The 17,060-nt window shown below is 72.5% G+C and carries 12 protein-coding genes and 1 pseudogene; 8 read left to right on the top strand and 5 right to left on the bottom strand.

Going from position 1 to position 17,060, the window contains the following annotated elements; all coding sequences use genetic code 11:
- Positions 1 to 15 precede the first annotated feature (15 nt).
- Positions 16 to 1,497, bottom strand: a complete 1,482-nt coding sequence (locus ACWD1U_RS03555; protein ID WP_451104993.1) for a PucR family transcriptional regulator — start codon at positions 1,495 to 1,497, stop codon at positions 16 to 18.
- A 143-nt stretch (positions 1,498 to 1,640) separates the two neighbouring features.
- On the opposite strand from ACWD1U_RS03555, the pseudogene ACWD1U_RS03560 reads away from it, so the two are divergent.
- The 3 genes and pseudogenes from ACWD1U_RS03560 to ACWD1U_RS03570 form a co-directional block, all read left to right on the top strand.
- A pseudogene (locus ACWD1U_RS03560) lies at positions 1,641 to 1,903 on the top strand (sodium:solute symporter); the annotation flags it as partial.
- A 51-nt stretch (positions 1,904 to 1,954) separates the two neighbouring features.
- On the top strand, positions 1,955 to 2,923 hold the full coding sequence (speB, locus tag ACWD1U_RS03565) for an agmatinase (protein WP_451104038.1): 969 nt from the start codon (positions 1,955 to 1,957) through the stop codon (positions 2,921 to 2,923).
- On the top strand, positions 2,920 to 4,605 hold the full coding sequence (locus ACWD1U_RS03570; protein ID WP_451104040.1) for a thiamine pyrophosphate-binding protein: 1,686 nt from the start codon (positions 2,920 to 2,922) through the stop codon (positions 4,603 to 4,605). Before speB ends, ACWD1U_RS03570 begins: the two co-directional genes overlap by 4 nt.
- 205 nt (positions 4,606 to 4,810) lie before the next feature.
- On the opposite strand, the gene ACWD1U_RS03575 is transcribed toward ACWD1U_RS03570, so the two are convergent.
- Both ACWD1U_RS03575 and ACWD1U_RS03580 read right to left on the bottom strand, forming a co-directional pair.
- Positions 4,811 to 5,464: a DUF7691 family protein gene (locus ACWD1U_RS03575; RefSeq protein ID WP_451104042.1), complete on the bottom strand. Its 654-nt coding sequence runs from the start codon at positions 5,462 to 5,464 to the stop codon at positions 4,811 to 4,813.
- Positions 5,465 to 5,544: 80 nt separating this feature from the next.
- Positions 5,545 to 7,827 carry an ArnT family glycosyltransferase gene (locus ACWD1U_RS03580; RefSeq protein WP_451104044.1) on the bottom strand — a complete coding sequence of 761 codons (2,283 nt, stop codon included), beginning with the start codon at positions 7,825 to 7,827 and terminating at the stop codon, positions 5,545 to 5,547.
- A 144-nt stretch (positions 7,828 to 7,971) separates the two neighbouring features.
- Here ACWD1U_RS03580 and ACWD1U_RS03585 point away from each other — a divergent pair, with 144 nt between their 5' ends.
- Positions 7,972 to 8,823 (top strand): serine hydrolase, encoded by an 852-nt coding sequence (locus ACWD1U_RS03585; protein ID WP_451104046.1) that lies wholly within the window; start codon positions 7,972 to 7,974, stop codon positions 8,821 to 8,823.
- Positions 8,824 to 9,017: 194 nt separating this feature from the next.
- Positions 9,018 to 9,983 (top strand): esterase-like activity of phytase family protein, encoded by a 966-nt coding sequence (locus ACWD1U_RS03590; RefSeq protein WP_451104048.1) that lies wholly within the window; start codon positions 9,018 to 9,020, stop codon positions 9,981 to 9,983.
- A gap of 27 nt (positions 9,984 to 10,010) precedes the next feature.
- Here ACWD1U_RS03590 and ACWD1U_RS03595 read toward each other — a convergent pair whose 3' ends face one another.
- Positions 10,011 to 10,307 (bottom strand): hypothetical protein, encoded by a 297-nt coding sequence (locus tag ACWD1U_RS03595; protein WP_451104050.1) that lies wholly within the window; start codon positions 10,305 to 10,307, stop codon positions 10,011 to 10,013.
- A gap of 210 nt (positions 10,308 to 10,517) precedes the next feature.
- Here ACWD1U_RS03595 and ACWD1U_RS03600 point away from each other — a divergent pair, with 210 nt between their 5' ends.
- The 3 genes from ACWD1U_RS03600 to ACWD1U_RS03610 all read left to right on the top strand — a co-directional run bounded on the left by ACWD1U_RS03600 (position 10,518) and on the right by ACWD1U_RS03610 (position 16,292).
- A complete protein-coding gene (locus ACWD1U_RS03600) occupies positions 10,518 to 14,237 on the top strand; it encodes an ABC transporter ATP-binding protein (protein ID WP_451104052.1) in 3,720 nt (1,239 codons plus the stop codon).
- A gap of 111 nt (positions 14,238 to 14,348) precedes the next feature.
- Positions 14,349 to 14,741 carry a hypothetical protein gene (locus ACWD1U_RS03605; protein WP_451104054.1) on the top strand — a complete coding sequence of 131 codons (393 nt, stop codon included), beginning with the start codon at positions 14,349 to 14,351 and terminating at the stop codon, positions 14,739 to 14,741.
- Positions 14,742 to 14,855: 114 nt separating this feature from the next.
- Entirely contained in the window at positions 14,856 to 16,292 is a 1,437-nt protein-coding gene (locus tag ACWD1U_RS03610) for a S28 family serine protease (protein ID WP_451104055.1), read from the top strand.
- A gap of 24 nt (positions 16,293 to 16,316) precedes the next feature.
- On the opposite strand, the gene ACWD1U_RS03615 is transcribed toward ACWD1U_RS03610, so the two are convergent.
- Complete coding sequence (locus tag ACWD1U_RS03615) at positions 16,317 to 16,973, bottom strand: hypothetical protein (protein ID WP_451104057.1); 657 nt, start codon at positions 16,971 to 16,973, stop codon at positions 16,317 to 16,319.
- Positions 16,974 to 17,060: the final 87 nt, after the last annotated feature.

Consider the following 17,060-nt stretch of genomic DNA (forward strand, 5'->3'; position numbering starts at 1 on the left):
ACCCCGGTCACGTACTCACAGCTGCCGCAGCGCGAACCAGAGTTCCATCCGGACGTCCGGGTCGTCGAGGTCCGTCTCCAGCAGGGCCGCGCAGCGGGCGACGCGCTGCCGGACGGTGTTGCGGTGCACGGACAGGGCGACGGCCGTGCGGTCCCAACTGCCGTGCAGGGAGAGCCAGGTGCGCAGGGTCTCGGTGAGCGCGGGGTGTGCCGTGACGGGGGCGAGGAGGGTGCGGGCGTGGGCCACCGCCTCGTCGGGCGGGACGAGGGCGGCCAGGGCGGGGCGCGGGCCGTGCCGCAGCAGCGGGGCCCGGGTGGCGCGGGCCCGGGCCAGAGCGCGGGCGGCCTGGGTGTCGGCGGCGGGCCAGTCCTGCGGGGTCACGGCGGCGCTGACACCCAGGGTCCAGCCGGGCAGCGGTGCCGGTACGCGGTCGGCCGGCACCAGGACCCGCACGACGTCGCCCGCCGGGTCGACCAGGGCGGAGCCGAGCGCGGCACCCAGCGCCGAGGCCGCGACGGGGTCGGGCGTGCCGTCCCCGTCCGGGCGGGCGTGCACGAGGACCCACGGCCCGTCGCCGAGCAGCGGGGCGACCTCCTCGGGCGGCGCGCCCAGCAGCAGCCGCACCAGTGCGGAGGTACGGGCCGCGCCCGTACCGCTCTGCCGCTCGCCGGTGAGGAGTGACAGCAGGACGGCGGCGACGGAGGCGATGGTGTGGTCCCCGGGCGCACGCTGTGGCGCTGCGACCCCGAGCACGAAGCCGTGCCTCGCGCCGAGGGCGTAGACGGCGAGACGGGTGCCGGCGACGGTGTCGGTGGCGGAGGTGGGAGCGGGACGCTCACCCGGACCGTCGGCCGGCCGGACCACCCCCGTCAGCCCCGCCAGTGCGGACGCCGCCTCACCTGCCGGCCCGCGCCCCGCCGACGCGATCTCCGCCCCCTCCGGCCCGTACAGCACGGCCCACCCGCCCAGCCGCTGCGCCACCTGCCGGAGCACCGACGGAACCGGGTCGGGGCGGGACGCGGCCGAGGCGAGGCTCTGCTGGGCCTCGGTCACCCGGCGGAGTTCGGCCAGGCGGGCCCGGGTCATCAGTTGCCAGACGGCCCGGGCCACGCCCGAGAAGGTGGTTTGCTCCGGAACCTCCAGCAGCGGCAGGCCGTGCCTGTCACAGGCCGTGACCAGCGCACCGGGCACCGTGTCGTGCACCGGCGTGACCCCGAAGCCGAGGGCCGCGCCGCCCGCCGCCACGATCCGGGAGACGTAGTCGTCGAAGTAGTTCCCCAGGTCCTCGGCCGCCCGCGGGACGTGCACGCCGGCCGTGAGCAGCAGTTCCCCGCCCAGCAGGTACGGATAGGGGTCCGTCAACTCGGAGGTGTGCACCCAGTGGACGGCGGTCCCGTGATCGTCCGGACCGGCGAGCCGGCGCAGGGCGAGGTCCTCGCGGGCCAGGAGCGACCTGAGAGAAACGGGGGGTGTCGGAGGGACCGACGGGCCGGGCATGGTGTGCGTTCCCTCCAGACGGTTCCTCATGAATGGATGAAACGTACACTTCGCAGTCGCATTCCGGCCACCTAGGCTCAGTCCTCGTCCACCTCGTCCCCCGTGAGCGAGCCGTGCGCCCCGAGCCTGCGCGAAGGAGCCCCATGGCCGTCGGCCACCTCGTGATCGTCGTCCACCGGCCGGCAAGCCGGCCGTGGGCTGGTGGGGCATGCGCCGCGCTCCGCCCGGAAGCGGGTTCCCGGCGGCCGATCGCCGGCCCGGCCCGGCCCTGTACCCCGGCGCGACGGCGGCGATCGTCCTCGGCGGTGCCACCGCCATCGGTGGCGTGGGGCTGGGCTACCGGTACGGCCTCTACGGCGCCTGGATGGTCTTCACCATCGGCCTCGGCGTACTCGCCCCGTCCGTCTAGGGCAAGCAGTACATACGCGATGAAGCGTAGGAAAGAAGGCATTTCTTCATGAGCAGCAACGAGACTCCGCGCGGGCCCGTCGACTCCTCCCGCATCCCGCGGTACGCCGGTCCCGCGACCTTCGCCCGGCTGCCCCGGCTGGACGAGGTCGGCCGGGCCGACGTCGCGGTGGTGGGCGTGCCGTTCGACTCGGGCGTCTCGTACCGGCCGGGCGCCCGCTTCGGCGGCAACGCCATCCGTGAGGCGTCCCGGCTGCTGCGCCCGTACAACCCGGCGCAGGACGCCTCGCCCTTCGCCCTCGCGCAGGTCGCGGACGGCGGCGACATCGCCGTGAACCCGTTCGACATCAACGAGGCCGTCGAGACCGTCGAGGCGGCGGCGGACGACCTGCTCGGCACGGGCGCCCGCCTGATGACCCTCGGCGGCGACCACACCATCGCGCTGCCCCTGCTGCGGTCGGTGGCGAAGAAGCACGGCCCGGTGGCCCTGCTCCACTTCGACGCCCACCTCGACACCTGGGACACGTACTTCGGCGCCGAGTACACGCACGGCACGCCGTTCCGCCGCGCGGTCGAGGAGGGCATCCTGGACACCTCCGCCCTGTCCCACGTCGGCACCCGCGGTCCGCTGTACGGCAAGCAGGACCTGACCGACGACGAGAAGATGGGCTTCGGCATCGTCACCTCGGCGGACGTCTACCGGCGCGGTGCCGACGAGGTCGCCGACCAGCTCCGGCAGCGCATCGGGGACCGGCCGCTGTACATCTCCATCGACATCGACTGCCTCGACCCGGCCCACGCGCCCGGCACGGGCACGCCCGAGGCCGGGGGCATGACCTCGCGCGAGCTGCTGGAGATCCTGCGCGGCCTGGCGTCCTGCAACCTGGTCTCCGCGGACGTCGTCGAGGTGGCCCCCGCGTACGATCACGCGGAGATCACGTCGGTGGCCGCGTCCCACACGGCGTACGAGCTGACCACGATCATGTCCCGCCAGATTGCCGAGGCCCGCGCGAAGTGACCCACGACCACGACCTGGTGCTCCGCCCGACGCCCGCCCAGACGGAGGCCGCCCTGAACCCTCCTCCCGGCCGAGGCGGCGGAGACCTGGTCGTGGAGACACTGGCCGGGCTGGGCGCGACGACCGTCTTCGGCCTGCCCGGCCAGCACGCGCTCGGCATGTTCGACGCGCTGCGCCGCTCCGACCTGAGGTACATCGGCCTGCGGGTGGAGAACAACGCCGGGTTCGCGGCGGACGCGTACGGCCGGATCACCGGGGAGGCCGCGCCGCTGCTGCTGTCGACGGGCCCGGGCGCCCTGACCTCACTGGCCGCCCTCCAGGAGGCGGCGGCGGCCTCCGCGCCCGTGCTGGCGATCAGCGGCCAGGTCCCCACGGCGGGTCTCGGCGGCGGCCGCCACGGCTATCTGCACGAACTGCCCGACCAGGCGGCGTCCTTCAGGGGCGTGGTGAAGTCCGTGCACACGGTCCGCGCCCAGTCCCAGATCCCCTCCGCGATCGAGGCGGCCTGGAAGTCGGCGCTGAGCGCCCCGCACGGCCCGGTGTGGGTGGAGATCCCGCAGGACGTGCTGCTCGCCCAGACGGCCATCCCGGTGGTGACCGGCGGCGACGCCTTCCCCGAGGAGCTGGTGCCGCGTCCCGAACTGACCGCCGTGGCCGCCGACCTGCTGTCGAAGGCGGCCCGCCCGGCGATCATCGCGGGCGGGGGAGTGGTACGGGCGGACGCCTCCGGCAAGCTGAAGCAGCTGGCCGAGAGGCTCCGGGCGCCGGTCGTCACGACCCCCGGCGGCAAGGGCGCGTTCCCCTGGGCACACCCCCTGTCCCTCCAGTCCTGGATCGAGGACCGGCACACCACCGACTTCCTGGAGGACGCGGACGTCCTCCTGGTCGTCGGCTCGGGCCTGGGCGAACTCTCCTCCAACTACCACACGTTCAAGCCCCGCGGCCGGGTCGTCCAGATCGAGGCCGACCTCGGCAAGCTGGAATCCAACCATCCGGCGCTGGGCATCCACGCGGACGCCCGGCTCGCCTTGCAGGCACTGCTGGAGACGGTGTCGCCGCGCGAGGACGCGACGGCGGCGGAGCGTGTCCGGGAGCTGCTCGCGAAGGTGGCCGACCGCATCGCCGCCCAGGAACTCACCCTGGAGCAGGAGGTGCTGGCGTCCGTGCGCAGGGCGCTGCCCGCCGACTCCCCGTCCTTCTGGGACATGACCATCCTGGCCTACTGGGCCTGGTCGGCCTTCGACGCCAAGGGCCCCAACCACATGCACTCCGCGCAGGGTGCGGGCGGCCTCGGCTACGCCTTCCCGGCCGCACTCGGCGCGGCGGTGGCCGACCCGACCCGGCCGGTCCTCGCGGTCTCCGGCGACGGCGGGGCCCTGTACTCGATCGCCGAGCTGGCGACGGCCCGCCAGTACGACCTGAACGTCACCTGGCTGATCGTCGACGACGGCGGCTACGGCGTCCTGCGCGAGTACATGACCGACGCGTTCGGTGAGGCGACCGGGACGGAGCTGACCCGGCCGGACTTCGTGGCGCTGGCGGAGTCCTTCGGCGTCCCCGGGGTCCGGACGACCCCGGACAACCTGGAGCAGGACCTGGCCGGGGCGCTCGCGTCGCCCGGGCCCTCGGTGGTCCTGCTCCCCGCCGTGCTGCGGATGTTCGCGCCGACGCACCTGGGGTGAGCGCCGGCTGAGCGCCGGGACCTCTCACCGCCGCGTTCCTGACCGGCCGACGAACTTCGCACGGCGTTCGGGATCTGGTGCAAGCGGTGCCCCCTGTCGAGTCCACGTCGGAGAAGGCGAAAGCCCGTCGGTGGCACGGCAGTCGGCGCGCTGTCGACCGCAAAAACCCCGGCGGGAAAGGCGGCGCCAAGGGTTCCGGTAGAGGTCAGTGGAACCAGAAGAGCAGCGTGTCCGGGTTCGTCCCGAGCCTGCGCGCGCTCTCCCACTCCTCCGACTCGAAGCGCATGACCTCGGCGAACCGGCGGGCCACGGCCCGGAATTCGGGATCCAGCCGGTCGAGTACGGACGCGTAGGCGTCGGCGAGGGCGGCGGCCCGCTGGGCCGGCAGGGTGCCGATGGCGGGTACGGCGTCGCCGGGGTGGGGAAGGCGCAGCGGGGGGCCGCTGAACAGGAACGTGCCGGGGAGCAGGCCGGACGGTACGCCGTGCCGGGCGAGCTCGTCGTCCATGGCGTAGAACCAGGTCGGGCGCCGCCAGGCGCCGAGGTCGGTGGGGTCGGAGAAGTGGGCCGCGACGGCCTGGTAGAAGGCGTAGCTGTACGACGGGCAGAGGTCGGTGCTCGGGGTGCCGTCGATCAGCTCCTCCAGAGCCTGGCTGATGGGGACTTCGAGGTCGATGCCCTGCTCCTGGAAGCGGGCGTCCGTGCGCTCGCACTCCGTGCGGATCCGGGCGAGTGTGCGCTCCTGGTGCTCGGTCCGCTCCACCGCGGTGAGCAGACGTACCACCGTTCTCATGTCGCCGGTGCTCATCTCGAGGCAGTAGCCCACCGCTGCGTTTCCCTTCACCCGTTCGCCGGACACCGCTGTCCATGATCGGGGACGGGGGAACGGCCCCGAACCGAGGGGTCGGGGGCCGTTCGTTCGTGGGTGGTTGCGCCGGTTCAGCTGACGTCGGAGCGGTCCAGACGGTAGATCGCCGACTCGCTCGACTGCGACGATGTGCCGGAGCCGGAGCCGGAGCCGGAGCCGGAGCCGGAGCCGGAGCCGGAGCCGGAGCCGGAGCCGGAGCCGGAGCCCGCGCTCTTGCTGTAGTCGCTCTCCTTGACCGCTGTGCCGTGCTTCCGCACCCACGCCGTGACCTCGGAGCTGACGCTGGAGCCGCCGCCGGGGCCGCCGCCCATGCCGCCGCCGAGCTGGATGTAGTGCAGTTCGCCCTTCTTCACCAGCTCCTTGAGCTTGGCGAGGGTCATCGCCTTGTCGCTGCCGGACCAGCCCCACATGGAGATGACAGGCTCTCCGCTGCTCAGGATGAGCTGGGCCGCCCCCTGCGAAGTCGACACCGCCAGCAGCCACTCGGCGCCGTCCTGGTGCTTCTTCAGGTACGACACCAGCTCGCTGCTCGCGCCGCCGCCGGGGCCGCCGCCCATGCCGCCGGGCCGACCGGTGCCGGATTCGGCCCCGGAACCGTCGCCGGTGCCGTTCGCAGACGTGCCGCCCGCTCCTCCGGGGGCCTGTCCGCTCTGTCCGCCGGAGGCCCCTTCAGGGGCCTGCCCGTTCTGCCCGCCGGAGGGCATCCCACCTCCCGGAAGACCGCCACCGGCCTGGGCGTCGTCACCGCCGTTCTGGTTGTTCCCGCCCTGCTGAAGGCCGCCATTGGGACCACCCGAACCACCGCCCGGGGCGCCCCGGCCGGCAGTGCCGCCACCCCCGGGCCCGCCGAAGCCGCTGCCCGTGGACGGTCCGGCCGTCGGATTCGTGCCGCCCATGCCCCCGCCGCCCGACCCGGACGGCACCGACCAGGCGTACGCCGCCGGTCCCGCCGCCGCCGCGACGACCGCGGCCGCCACCGACACCGCCAGCAGCCGCGGCCGAAGCCCCGAGCCGCCGGAGCGGAAGACGAACAGGCCCGCGACGGCCACCGCCATGACGACCAGGACGGAAGGCCACAGCCACGTGTTCCAGCCGGAGGCCCGCCGCAGCAGCACCGCGGCCCACACGGCGGTGACGCCCAGCCCGAGGGGCAGCACCCACACCCACCGCCGGTCAGTCCGGAAGGCCCGCAGGAGCAGTACACCGCCGCCTCCGCACAGCGCCGCGATGCCCGGCGCGAGCGCGGTCGTGTAGTACGGGTGCATCGTGCCCTCGGCCAGGGCGAAGGTCAGGTAGTGCAGGACGGTCCAGCCGCCCCACAGGACGAGCGCGGCCCGGGTGAGGTCGGTGCGCGGGGCGCGTCCGCACAGCACGAGTCCGCCGACGAGGGCGATGCCGGCGAAGGGGATCAGCCAGGAGATCTGGCCGCCGAGGATGTCGTTGAACATCCGGCCGAGGCCCGCGGTGCCGGAGAAGCCGCCGCCCCCGCCGCCACCGCCGTTGCCCTCGCCGCCGAGGATCCGGCCGAGGCCGTTGTAGCCCATGATCAGGTTCCAGGCGGTGCCGTCGGTCGAGCCGCCGATGTACGGCCGCTCGGAGGCCGGCACCAGCGACACGGCCGCGGCCCACCAGAAGCTGGACACCGCCAGCACCACACCGGCCAGAAGCAGGTTGCGGATCCGCTTCACCAACGTCGGCCCGGCCGCGTACAGACAGACCACGAACACGGCCGGCAGCGCGATGTAGCCCTGCAGCATCTTGGTGTTGAAGGCGAGCCCGAAGCAGGCCGCCGAGCCGAGCAGGGGCAGCAGCCGCCCGTCGCGCGTCGCGCGCAGGGCGAGGGCCGCACCCGCCACCATCAGGAACACCAGCAGCGTGTCGGGGTTGTTGTCCCGGTTGATGGCCACCGTGATCGGGGTGAGGGCCAGGACCAGGGCCGCGACGGCCGCCGCCGCGTGCCCGAACACCCGCTTCACGCTGGCGTGCAGGATCCAGATGGTGGCCAGAGCGGCCACGATCATCGGCGCCATCATCTGCCAGGTGCCGTACCCGAGGACCCGGCAGGACAGGCCCATGACCATCAGCGCGAGCGGCGGCTTGTCGACGGTGAGGAAGTTCCCGGCGTCCAGCGAGCCGAAGAACCAGGCCTTCCAGCTCTCCGTGCCGCTCAGCACGGCGGCGCTGTAGAAGTTGTTGAGGCCGGACCCGGACAGGTTCCAGGAGTACAGCACCGCGGCCAGGGCGAGGATCGCGAGCAGCACGGGCAGCGACCAGCGCGGAGCGGCGGCGGTGTCACGGGGCGGGGCCGGAGGGGGCTCGGCGGTGCGGGGCTGGGTTTCGGTGGCAGATGTCACCCCAGCATCGTGGACAGTCCTGTTGGGTGGCCGCTGTGCCGAAGCTGGCCGCCGCCTGTGAACCGCACAGCGCCCGGTAACGACTCGCACAAGCTTTAGCCAACGCCTACAACCATTGCCCCGCGTCCGTGAGTCAAGACGTGCATGACTCCTGGGATATCCCGCCGCGCGAGAGTGCTGGCGGCGGCCGTGGGTACGGGTGTGCTCGTGCCGCTCGTCGCCGCCGCCACGCCCGCCGCCGCTGCCACCCCGGCCGTGACGTGCACCTCGGCCAAGGCCGGCCTGGCGACCAAGCTGAAGAACGACATCACCGCCGCGCTCGCCACCCGCAAGGGCACCGTCGCCGTCGGCCTCTACGACCGCAGCACCAACACCACCTGCACCCTGCGCGCGGGCTCCGCCTACGACTCGGCGAGCGTCGTCAAGGTCACCGTCCTCGCTACGCTGCTGTGGGACGCGAAGAAGACCGGCCGGTACCTCACCGACCGCGAGAACACCCTCGCCAAGGCCATGATCACCAAGTCGGACAACGCCGCGACCTCCACCTTGTGGAAGCAGCTCGGCATGACGAGGATCAAGGGCTTCCTCGCCGCGGCCGGAATGACCCAGACCAAGCCCGGCGCGAACGGCTACTGGGGCCTGACCCAGATCACCGTCACCGACGAGCAGAAGCTGCTCAAGCTCATCACCGGCAGGAACGCGGTCCTGAGCGACAACTCCCGCGCCTACATCCTCAAGCTGATGGGCCAGGTCGTGTCGTCCCAGCGCTGGGGCACCCCGTACGGAGTGCCCTCGGGTGTCACCGTCGCCGTGAAGAACGGCTGGCTGCAGCGCTCCACGTACGGCTGGCGGGTGCACAGCGTCGGCGCGTTCAAGGGCGGCGGCCACGACTACGCGATGACCGTGCTGAGCCACGGCAACAGCACGATGAACTACGGCATCGCGACCATCCAGGCCGTGGCCAAGGTCATCCACAGGGACCTGGCGGCGAGCTGACGGTCCTGGCCGGGATCCAGGAACTCCTGATGAAGGACGGGAGGGTGAAGAGGGCGAGGGGGGAAGGGCAAGTTCCACATCCGGGCGGACAGCCCCGAGTCCGGCGAGTGGCCGCCCGTCGGCCGGCTCACCGAACAGCCGATCTTCACCCCGCCGCCCACCCGGCGTCACCGGCCCGTCCTACGGTGACGCCCATGCCCCTGAGAACCCACCTCGCCCTCCTCACGGCGGGCCTGGCGGCGGCCACGTGCCTGACCGCCGCAGGCCCCGCCCAGGCGCAAACGTCCCACGCCTGCTCGCCGTCGGTCTCCATCGACCGCTTCTCCGACGCGCTCGACAAGACGACGTTCGACCACACCTTCGTCGGCAACTTCTCCGCGCTGGCCGTGGACCGGGACGGCTCCTTGGCCGCCCTCTCCGACCGCTCCTCGCTCTTCCGCCTGGACGCGAGGACGCTGAAGCCCCGGTCGGTGCTCCCCCTCGCCGACGAGAGCGGAACCGCGCTCGACTCCGAGGGCCTGGCCGTAAGCCGAGACGGCACCTACCTCGTCACCTCCGAGACCGAGCCGTCCGTACGCCGGTACTCCCGCGACGGCCGCATCCTCGACCGCCTCCCGGTCCCGGACGACCTGCGGGTGAGCCCCGCGGGCCGCGGCCGGCCCAACGGCACCTTCGAGGGCCTGACCCTGCTCCCCGACGGCCGCACCCTGGTCGCGTCCATGGAGTACGCCCTCTCCGGAGACCCCGCCGACACCGTCCGCTTCCAGACCTGGAAGCGCCACGGGTCCCACTTCCGGCTCGCCGCCCAGTACACCTACCGCACGGACCCCGGCCTCGGCGTCCCCGAGATCCAGGCCACCCCCGACGGCCGCCTCCTGGTCCTGGAGCGCGGCTTCACCGCCGGCGTGGGCAACACGGTCCGCCTCTACCTGGCCGACCCCCGCCACGGCATGCGGAAGACCCTGCTCACCGACCTCGTGACCTGCCCGACCCTGGGAGCGACGGCCAAGCAGCCCCAGCCGAACCCCCTCCTCGACAACATCGAGGGCATGGTGATCACGGGCCGGGAGAAGGGCCGCCTCAAGGTCCTCCTGACCAGCGACGACAACGAGAACCCGGCCCAGACGACCCGTTTCTACGCACTGCGCGTACGCGTCTGACCGCGTCGACGCCGCCCGCCGGGCTGGTCACATGGCCCAGCCCAGCAGCGGGACACGGGCCCCGGTGAGCAGGGCCAGGGCCGGCACCCCCGACAGCAGCAGCACCGCGGTGAGCCGCACGACGGCGAGTGCGTCCACCGCGGTGCGCAGCGGCGGCCAGGGAAGCAGGCGCAGCGTCCAGGTCACCGCGACCGAGGCCGCGAGGAGCAGGGCCAGCCGTGCGATCTCCGCGTCGCCGGACACCTGGCGCGGCGCGCTCGGGTCCAGGTCGTAGCCCTCCGCGTACATCGCGAAGGCGAGCACCCGCCAGCACAGGCGGCGCACAGGGCCACCGGGGCCTCGGCGAGCGTGAAGCGGGGCCGCGGCCAGGCCTGGACGAGTGTCGAAAGCATGGTCGGACGACCCCGGCCCAGTCCTAGGCCTTTGGTCGGGTGTTCCTCGTCCCCTGGTCGGGGAAGTGGCGCCGCGGGATGAAATCCGGGGCTTCCCGTGTTGGTGCCTTCCGGCAGATCAGGACGACTGGAGGGCACCGGCGTGACACCGAAACGGGGATGGGCACGACGACTGTGGGCCTACGCGTGGCGCCACCCCAAGGACGTCGTACTCGCTCTCGGCTCGTCCCTCGCCGGCATGGCCGTGATGGCCCTCGTCCCCCTGATCACCAAAGTGATCATCGACGACGTCATCACCGATCACACCCGGTCCATGACCACCTGGGCAGGGTTCCTCATCGCCGCCGCCCTGCTCGTCTACGTCCTCACCTACATCCGCCGCTACTACGGCGGCCGCCTCGCCCTCGACGTGCAGCACGACCTGCGGACGGGGATGTTCGGCACGATCAGCCGGCTCGACGGCCGCCGCCAGGACGAACTGTCCACCGGCCAGGTGATCGGCCGGGCCACCAGTGACCTCCAGCTGATCCAGGGCCTGCTCTTCATGCTCCCGATGACCATCGGGAACTTCCTGCTGTTCGTGATCTCCCTGGTGATCATGGCGTCGCTGTCCTGGCCGCTCACCCTGGTCGCCCTGGCGGTCGCTCCCGCCCTTTGGTGGATCGCCAAGCGCAGCCGCACCCGCCTGCACCCCTCCACCTGGTACGCCCAGGCCCAGGCCGCCGCCGTCGCGGGCGTGGTCGACGGTGCCGTCAGCGGCGTGCGCGTGGTGAAGGGCTTCGGGCAGGAGGAGCAGGAGACCGGCAAGCTCAGGGACGTCGGCCGCAGGCTCTTCGCGGGCCGGCTGCGCACCATCCGCCTGAACTCGGTCTACACCCCGGCCCTCCAGGCCGTCCCCGCCCTCGGCCAGGTCGCGATGCTGGCCGTCGGTGGCTGGCTGGCGGTGGGCGGACACATCACGCTCGGCACGTTCGTCGCCTTCTCCACCTACCTCGCCCAGCTGGTCGGGCCGGTCCGCATGCTCGCCGTGGTGCTCACCGTCGGCCAGCAGGCCCGCGCGGGCACCGAGCGCGTCCTGGAGCTGATCGACACCGAGCCCTCGATCCAGGACGGCCGCAAGGACCTGCCCGCCGACGCCCCCGCGACGGTCGAGTTCGACGACGTCTCCTTCGGCTACGAAGCCGGCCACCCGGTCCTCGACGGACTGTCCTTCGAGATCCGGCCGGGCGAGACCCTCGCCGTCGTCGGCTCCTCCGGCTCCGGCAAGTCCACCGTCTCCCTGCTCCTGCCGCGCTTCTACGACGTCACCCGCGGTGCCGTCCTGGTCGGCGGCCATGATGTGCGCGAGCTGACCCTGGAGTCGCTGCGGGCCGCTATCGGGCTGGTCCCGGAGGACTCGTTCCTCTTCTCCGACACGGTCCGCAACAACATCGCCTACGGCCGGCCGGACGCCACCCAGGAGGAGATCGAGAAGGCCGCCCGCGCCGCCCAGGCGGACCGGTTCATCGCCGAGCTGCCCGAGGGCTACGACACCACCGTCGGCGAGCACGGCCTCACCCTCTCCGGCGGCCAGCGCCAGCGCGTCGCCCTCGCCCGCGCGATCCTCAGCGACCCGCGCCTGCTGGTCCTGGACGACGCCACCTCCGCCGTGGACGCCCGGGTCGAGCACGAGATCCACGAGGCCCTGAAGGAGGTCATGCGGGGCCGTACGACCCTGCTGATCGCCCACCGCCGCTCCACCCTGAACCTCGCCGACCGCATCGCCGTCCTGGACGGCGGCCGCCTCGCCGACATCGGCACCCACGAGGAGCTCCAGCGGCGCTCCGCCCTCTACCGGCGGCTGCTCACCGACCCGGACGAGCTGGGCGCGGTCTCCCCGGGCCACACCCAGCCGGCCTCTCCCCAGGAGGACACCTCCGTCCGGGACGAGCTGGACGCGGAGTACGACGCCGAGCGCGGGGTCACCCCGCGCCTGTGGACCGGGGACCGCGAGCGCAAGGACCTCGCTCTCGCCGAGAGTCCCGCCACCCCCGAACTGCTCGCCCAGGTCGAGGCGCTGCCCCCGGCCACCGACGTGCCCGACATCGACGAGTCGCGTGCCGTCCAGCCGGAGGAGTCGTACGGCCTGCGCCGGCTGCTGCGCGGTTTCGGGCTGCCGCTGCTGGTCAGCCTCGCCCTGGTCGCCACCGACGCGGGCATGGGCCTGCTGCTGCCGGTGCTGATCCGGCACGGCATCGACTCGGGCGTCACCCAGGCCGCGCTCGGCGCGGTGTGGGCGGCGTCCCTGCTGGGGCTGCTGACGGTGGCCGTGCAGTGGGCGGCCCAGGTCGGTGAGATCCGCATGACCGGTCGCACCGGCGAGAGGGTGCTGTACTCGCTCCGGCTGAAGATCTTCTCCCAGCTCCAGCGCCTCGGCCTCGACTACTACGAGCGGGAGCTGACCGGCCGGATCATGACCCGGATGACGACCGACGTCGACGCGCTGTCGACGTTCCTGCAGACGGGCCTGGTCACCGCCTTCGTCTCGGTCGTCACCTTCTTCGGCATCATGGTCGCCCTGCTGGTCATCGACGTGGAGCTCGCGCTGGTCGTCTTCGCGACCCTGCCGCCGCTGATCATCGCCACGTACTTCTTCCGCCGGGCGAGCGTGAAGGCCTACGAACTGGCCCGGGAGCGGGTGTCGGTGGTCAATGCCGACCTGCAGGAGTCGGTGTCCGGGCTGCGGATCGTGCAGGCCTTCCGGCGCGAGCGGGACGGCGGGCGGCGGTTCGCCGAGCGCAGCGACAGCTACCGCCAGGCGCGCATCCGGGGCCAGTGGCTGATCTCCGTGTACTTCCCGTTCGTGCAGTTCCTGTCGTCGGTGGCGGCGGCGGCCGTGCTGATCGTGGGCGGGGCGCGGGTCGACGACGGGACGCTGGCGATCGGCTCGCTGGTGGCGTACCTGCTCTACATCGATCTGTTCTTCGCGCCCGTGCAGCAGCTCTCCCAGGTCTTCGACGGTTACCAGCAGGCGACCGTCTCGCTGGGCCGCATCCAGGAGCTGCTCCGGGAGCCGACGTCGACGAAGTCGGCCGCCGACCCCGTCGAGGTCAAGTCCCTGCGCGGTGAGATCGCCTTCGAGGACGTGCGCTTCGCGTACGGCGACGACGAAGATGCCCTCGGCGGGGTCGACCTGCGCATCCCGGCCGGGCAGACCGTCGCGTTCGTCGGCGAGACCGGTGCCGGCAAGTCGACCCTCGTCAAGCTCGTGGCCCGCTTCTACGACCCGACCTCCGGCCGGGTCACCGTCGACGGCACGGATCTGCGGGACCTGGACCTCACCTCGTACCGGCACCGTCTGGGTGTCGTCCCGCAGGAGGCGTACCTCTTCCAGGGCACCGTCCGCGACGCCATCGCCTACGGGCGGCCGGACGCCACCGACGCCGAGGTCGAGGCGGCGGCCCGCGCGGTCGGCGCGCACGAGATGATCGCCACCCTGGAGGGCGGCTACCTGCACGAGGTCGCCGAGCGCGGCCGCAACCTCTCCGCAGGGCAGCGCCAGCTGATCGCCCTGGCCCGCGCCGAGCTGGTCGACCCGGACGTCCTGCTGCTCGACGAGGCCACGGCCGCACTGGACCTGGCCACGGAGGCCCAGGTCAACCAGGCCACCGACCGCCTCGCGGGCCGCCGCACGACCCTCGTGGTGGCCCACCGCCTCACCACCGCCGCCCGCGCCGACCGGGTCGTCGTCATGGACCACGGCCGGGTCGCGGAGGACGGCACCCACGAGGCGCTGCTGGCACGCGGGGGGCGGTACGCGGAGCTGTGGCGGACGTTCATCGGCGCCGCCGAGCCGGAGGAGCCGGTCGGCGCGTCCCGCTGAGGGCGCCCACGGCGGCGTTTTCGTAACGCCCGTGCAACCGTCCGACATACGTCATGCGTCCGTACACCTGTACGCCGATGGTCGCGGACGACGCGGTACGGGAGGACGACAGTGGACAGTGGAGCGATACGCGGGCGGCTCGCGCTCGGTCTGGCCGTGCTGACCGCCTCCGGGCTGCTCGCCGTCGCCGCGCCGGGGGAGGCGCAGGCCGCGGCCTCCGCGTACTGTCCCGGCCGCAAGGTCCGCACCCTGCCGTTCTCCACCGGGACCGTGCTCGTCTACAAGCGCGGCGGCTACGTCTGCGCGGTGACGGTCACCAAGAAGCCCGGCGCGAAGCGGAAGATGTCGGTGAGCGTGCAGGCGCGGGGCAACCGGCCGGTCGTCGACGAGGGCGAGTACGCGTACCACGCGGGCCCCGTGACCGTGCACGCCGGGCGCCGCTGCGTCTGGCTCAAGGGACAGGTGGGGCGGGGGAAGTTCAGCTCCGGCTGGATCCTGTGCTGACACCGACCCCCTCGAGACGCCCGCCCACGCACAGGGTTTTCCCTATGTCCCCTGGTGCTCCGGTGAGTTGGTCCGCTAGCTTCCGGCGCACATCTGTCTCACAGGGGAGTGCGCATGCGCAAGGCGCTCAGATGGCTGCTGGCGCTCACGGTGCTCATAGGCACCTTGAGTACGGCGGGAGCGGCCACCGCCGCCGACGCCGCCGGCACCGACAGCACCACCGACATCAAGGAGAGGCTGCTCTCCATCCCGGGCATGAGCCTGGTGCAGGAGAAGCCGTACACCGGCTACCGCTTCTTCGTCCTGAACTACACACAGCCGGTCGACCACCGGAAGCCGTCGAAGGGCACGTTCCAGCAGCGCATCACCGTCCTGCACAAGGACGTCTCGCGCCCGACGGTCTTCTTCACCAGCGGCTACAACGTCTCCACGACGCCCCGCCGCAGCGAACCCACCCAGATCGTGGACGGCAACCAGGTCTCCCTGGAGTACCGTTTCTTCACCCCGTCCCGGCCGAGCCCGGCCGACTGGTCCAAGCTGGACATCTGGCAGGCCGCCAGCGACCAGCACCGCGTCTTCACGGCGCTCAAGGGCATCTACGGCAAGAAGTGGATCTCCACGGGCGGCTCCAAGGGCGGCATGACCGCCACCTACTACGAGCGCTTCTACCCGCGTGACATGGACGGCGTGGTCGCCTACGTCGCCCCCAACGACGTGGTGAACAAGGAGGACTCGGCCTACGACCGGTTCTTCGCCCGTGTCGGCACCCAGGAGTGTCGCGACCGGCTGAACGGCGTGCAGCGCGAGGCGCTGGTGCGCCGCGAGCCGCTGGAGAAGAAGTACGCGGCCTTCGCCCAGGACAACGGCCTCACCTTCAAGACCATCGGCAGCCTGGACAAGGCCTACGAGGCGACCGTCCTCGACTACGTGTGGGGGTTCTGGCAGTACAGCCTGCTGTCCGACTGCGACCAGATCCCGGCCGACGCCAAGAACGCCACCGACGACGAGATCTGGGACTCCGTCGACACGATCGCCGGCTTCTCCGCCTACGCCGACCAGGGCCTGGAGACCTACACGCCGTACTACTACCAGGCCGGCACGCAGCTCGGCGCGCCGACCATCCAGTTCCCGCACATCGAGAAGAAGTACATCCGCTACGGCTACCAGCCGCCGCGCAACTTCGTCCCGCGGGACATTTCCATGACGTTCCAGCCGCAGGCGATGCGGGACATCGACACCTGGGTCCGGCACAACGCCCGCCAGATGCTCTTCGTCAACGGCCAGAACGACCCGTGGGGCGCGGAGCCGTTCCGCGTCGGCAAGGGCGCTGAGGACTCCTACGTCATGACCGCCCCCGGCATGAACCACGGCGCCAACGTCGCGGGCCTGGTGCCCGAGCAGAGGGCCCTGGCCACCGCCCGCATCCTCGACTGGGCCGGTGTCGCCTCCAGCACCGTCCAGGCCGACCCGCAGGCGGCCAAGCCGCTGGCGAAGTTCGACGCCAAGCTCGACAAGCGGGACGTGCAGCGCGAGATGACGCTGCGTCCGTAACGCCCCGCCGCGCCCGGCCGCCTCTCACAGCGGCCGGGCGCACCCCACGGGCCGCTCGCCGCCGAGCCGGACGTACAGAGCGGTCGTGGCCGGGCAGTCGGCCCGCCCGGCCACCGCCCGGGTCACCTTGAACTCCGGCTCCTGCTCGCCCTTGCCGTCGCAGGCGGTCTCGCGGACCTGCCCGTCGCCGGAGCTGTAGACGCAGTCGCCGACGACGGTGTGGGGCCCGCCCCCGCCGCCCGGGTCGCCGGGGTGCGGCGGCTGGAGGTTGCGCATGCAGGCGTAGCCCTGCGGCACCGCCCCGTCGCCGTCCTCGTCGAAGGAGGGCCGCTGCTCACTGATGTGCAGCACGAAGTCCGTGGTCGCCGGGCAGCGCGGCCCGTCCCGCACCGTGCCGTCGTGCCGCGCCACGACCCGGGCCGCCGCCCGCTCACCGGCGCACGGCACCTCGGTGAAGCTCGTCGTACCGAACGAACTGCACTCGCCGACCGCCAGGAACACCGCCCCGTACCCGGAGGGACGGGTCGGCACCGGCGACACCGTGGCGGTCCTGCCGGTCGCCGGATCGCCCAGTCGGCCGTCCTCCGCCATGCCGCCCGAGAAACTCTGGCACCCGGTCAGCAGCGCGCCGAGCAGCACCAGCAGCCCGCAGACCACCCCCACGGAACTTCTCTCACGCATCGCCGAACCCCCCGAATGTGCTCGCCCAGCGTGACCCGCCGCGGCGGGCGCACGCCAGGGACACGGGAGGGTTTGCGCACGTTGGGG

The sequence above is a fragment of the Streptomyces sp. NPDC002788 genome, assembly GCF_053592115.1.

What these genes read in the sequence shown, in the direction of transcription:
- speB (WP_451104038.1), top strand. Translation starts at nt 1,955, where the DNA reads ATGAGCAGCAACGAGACTCCGCGCGGGCCCGTCGACTCCTCCCGCATC.
- ACWD1U_RS03585 (WP_451104046.1), top strand. Translation starts at nt 7,972, where the DNA reads ATGACTCCTGGGATATCCCGCCGCGCGAGAGTGCTGGCGGCGGCCGTG.
- ACWD1U_RS03610 (WP_451104055.1), top strand. Translation starts at nt 14,856, where the DNA reads ATGCGCAAGGCGCTCAGATGGCTGCTGGCGCTCACGGTGCTCATAGGC.
- ACWD1U_RS03590 (WP_451104048.1), top strand. Translation starts at nt 9,018, where the DNA reads ATGCCCCTGAGAACCCACCTCGCCCTCCTCACGGCGGGCCTGGCGGCG.
- ACWD1U_RS03615 (WP_451104057.1), bottom strand. Translation starts at nt 16,973, where the DNA reads ATGCGTGAGAGAAGTTCCGTGGGGGTGGTCTGCGGGCTGCTGGTGCTG.
- ACWD1U_RS03555 (WP_451104993.1), bottom strand. Translation starts at nt 1,497, where the DNA reads ATGCCCGGCCCGTCGGTCCCTCCGACACCCCCCGTTTCTCTCAGGTCG.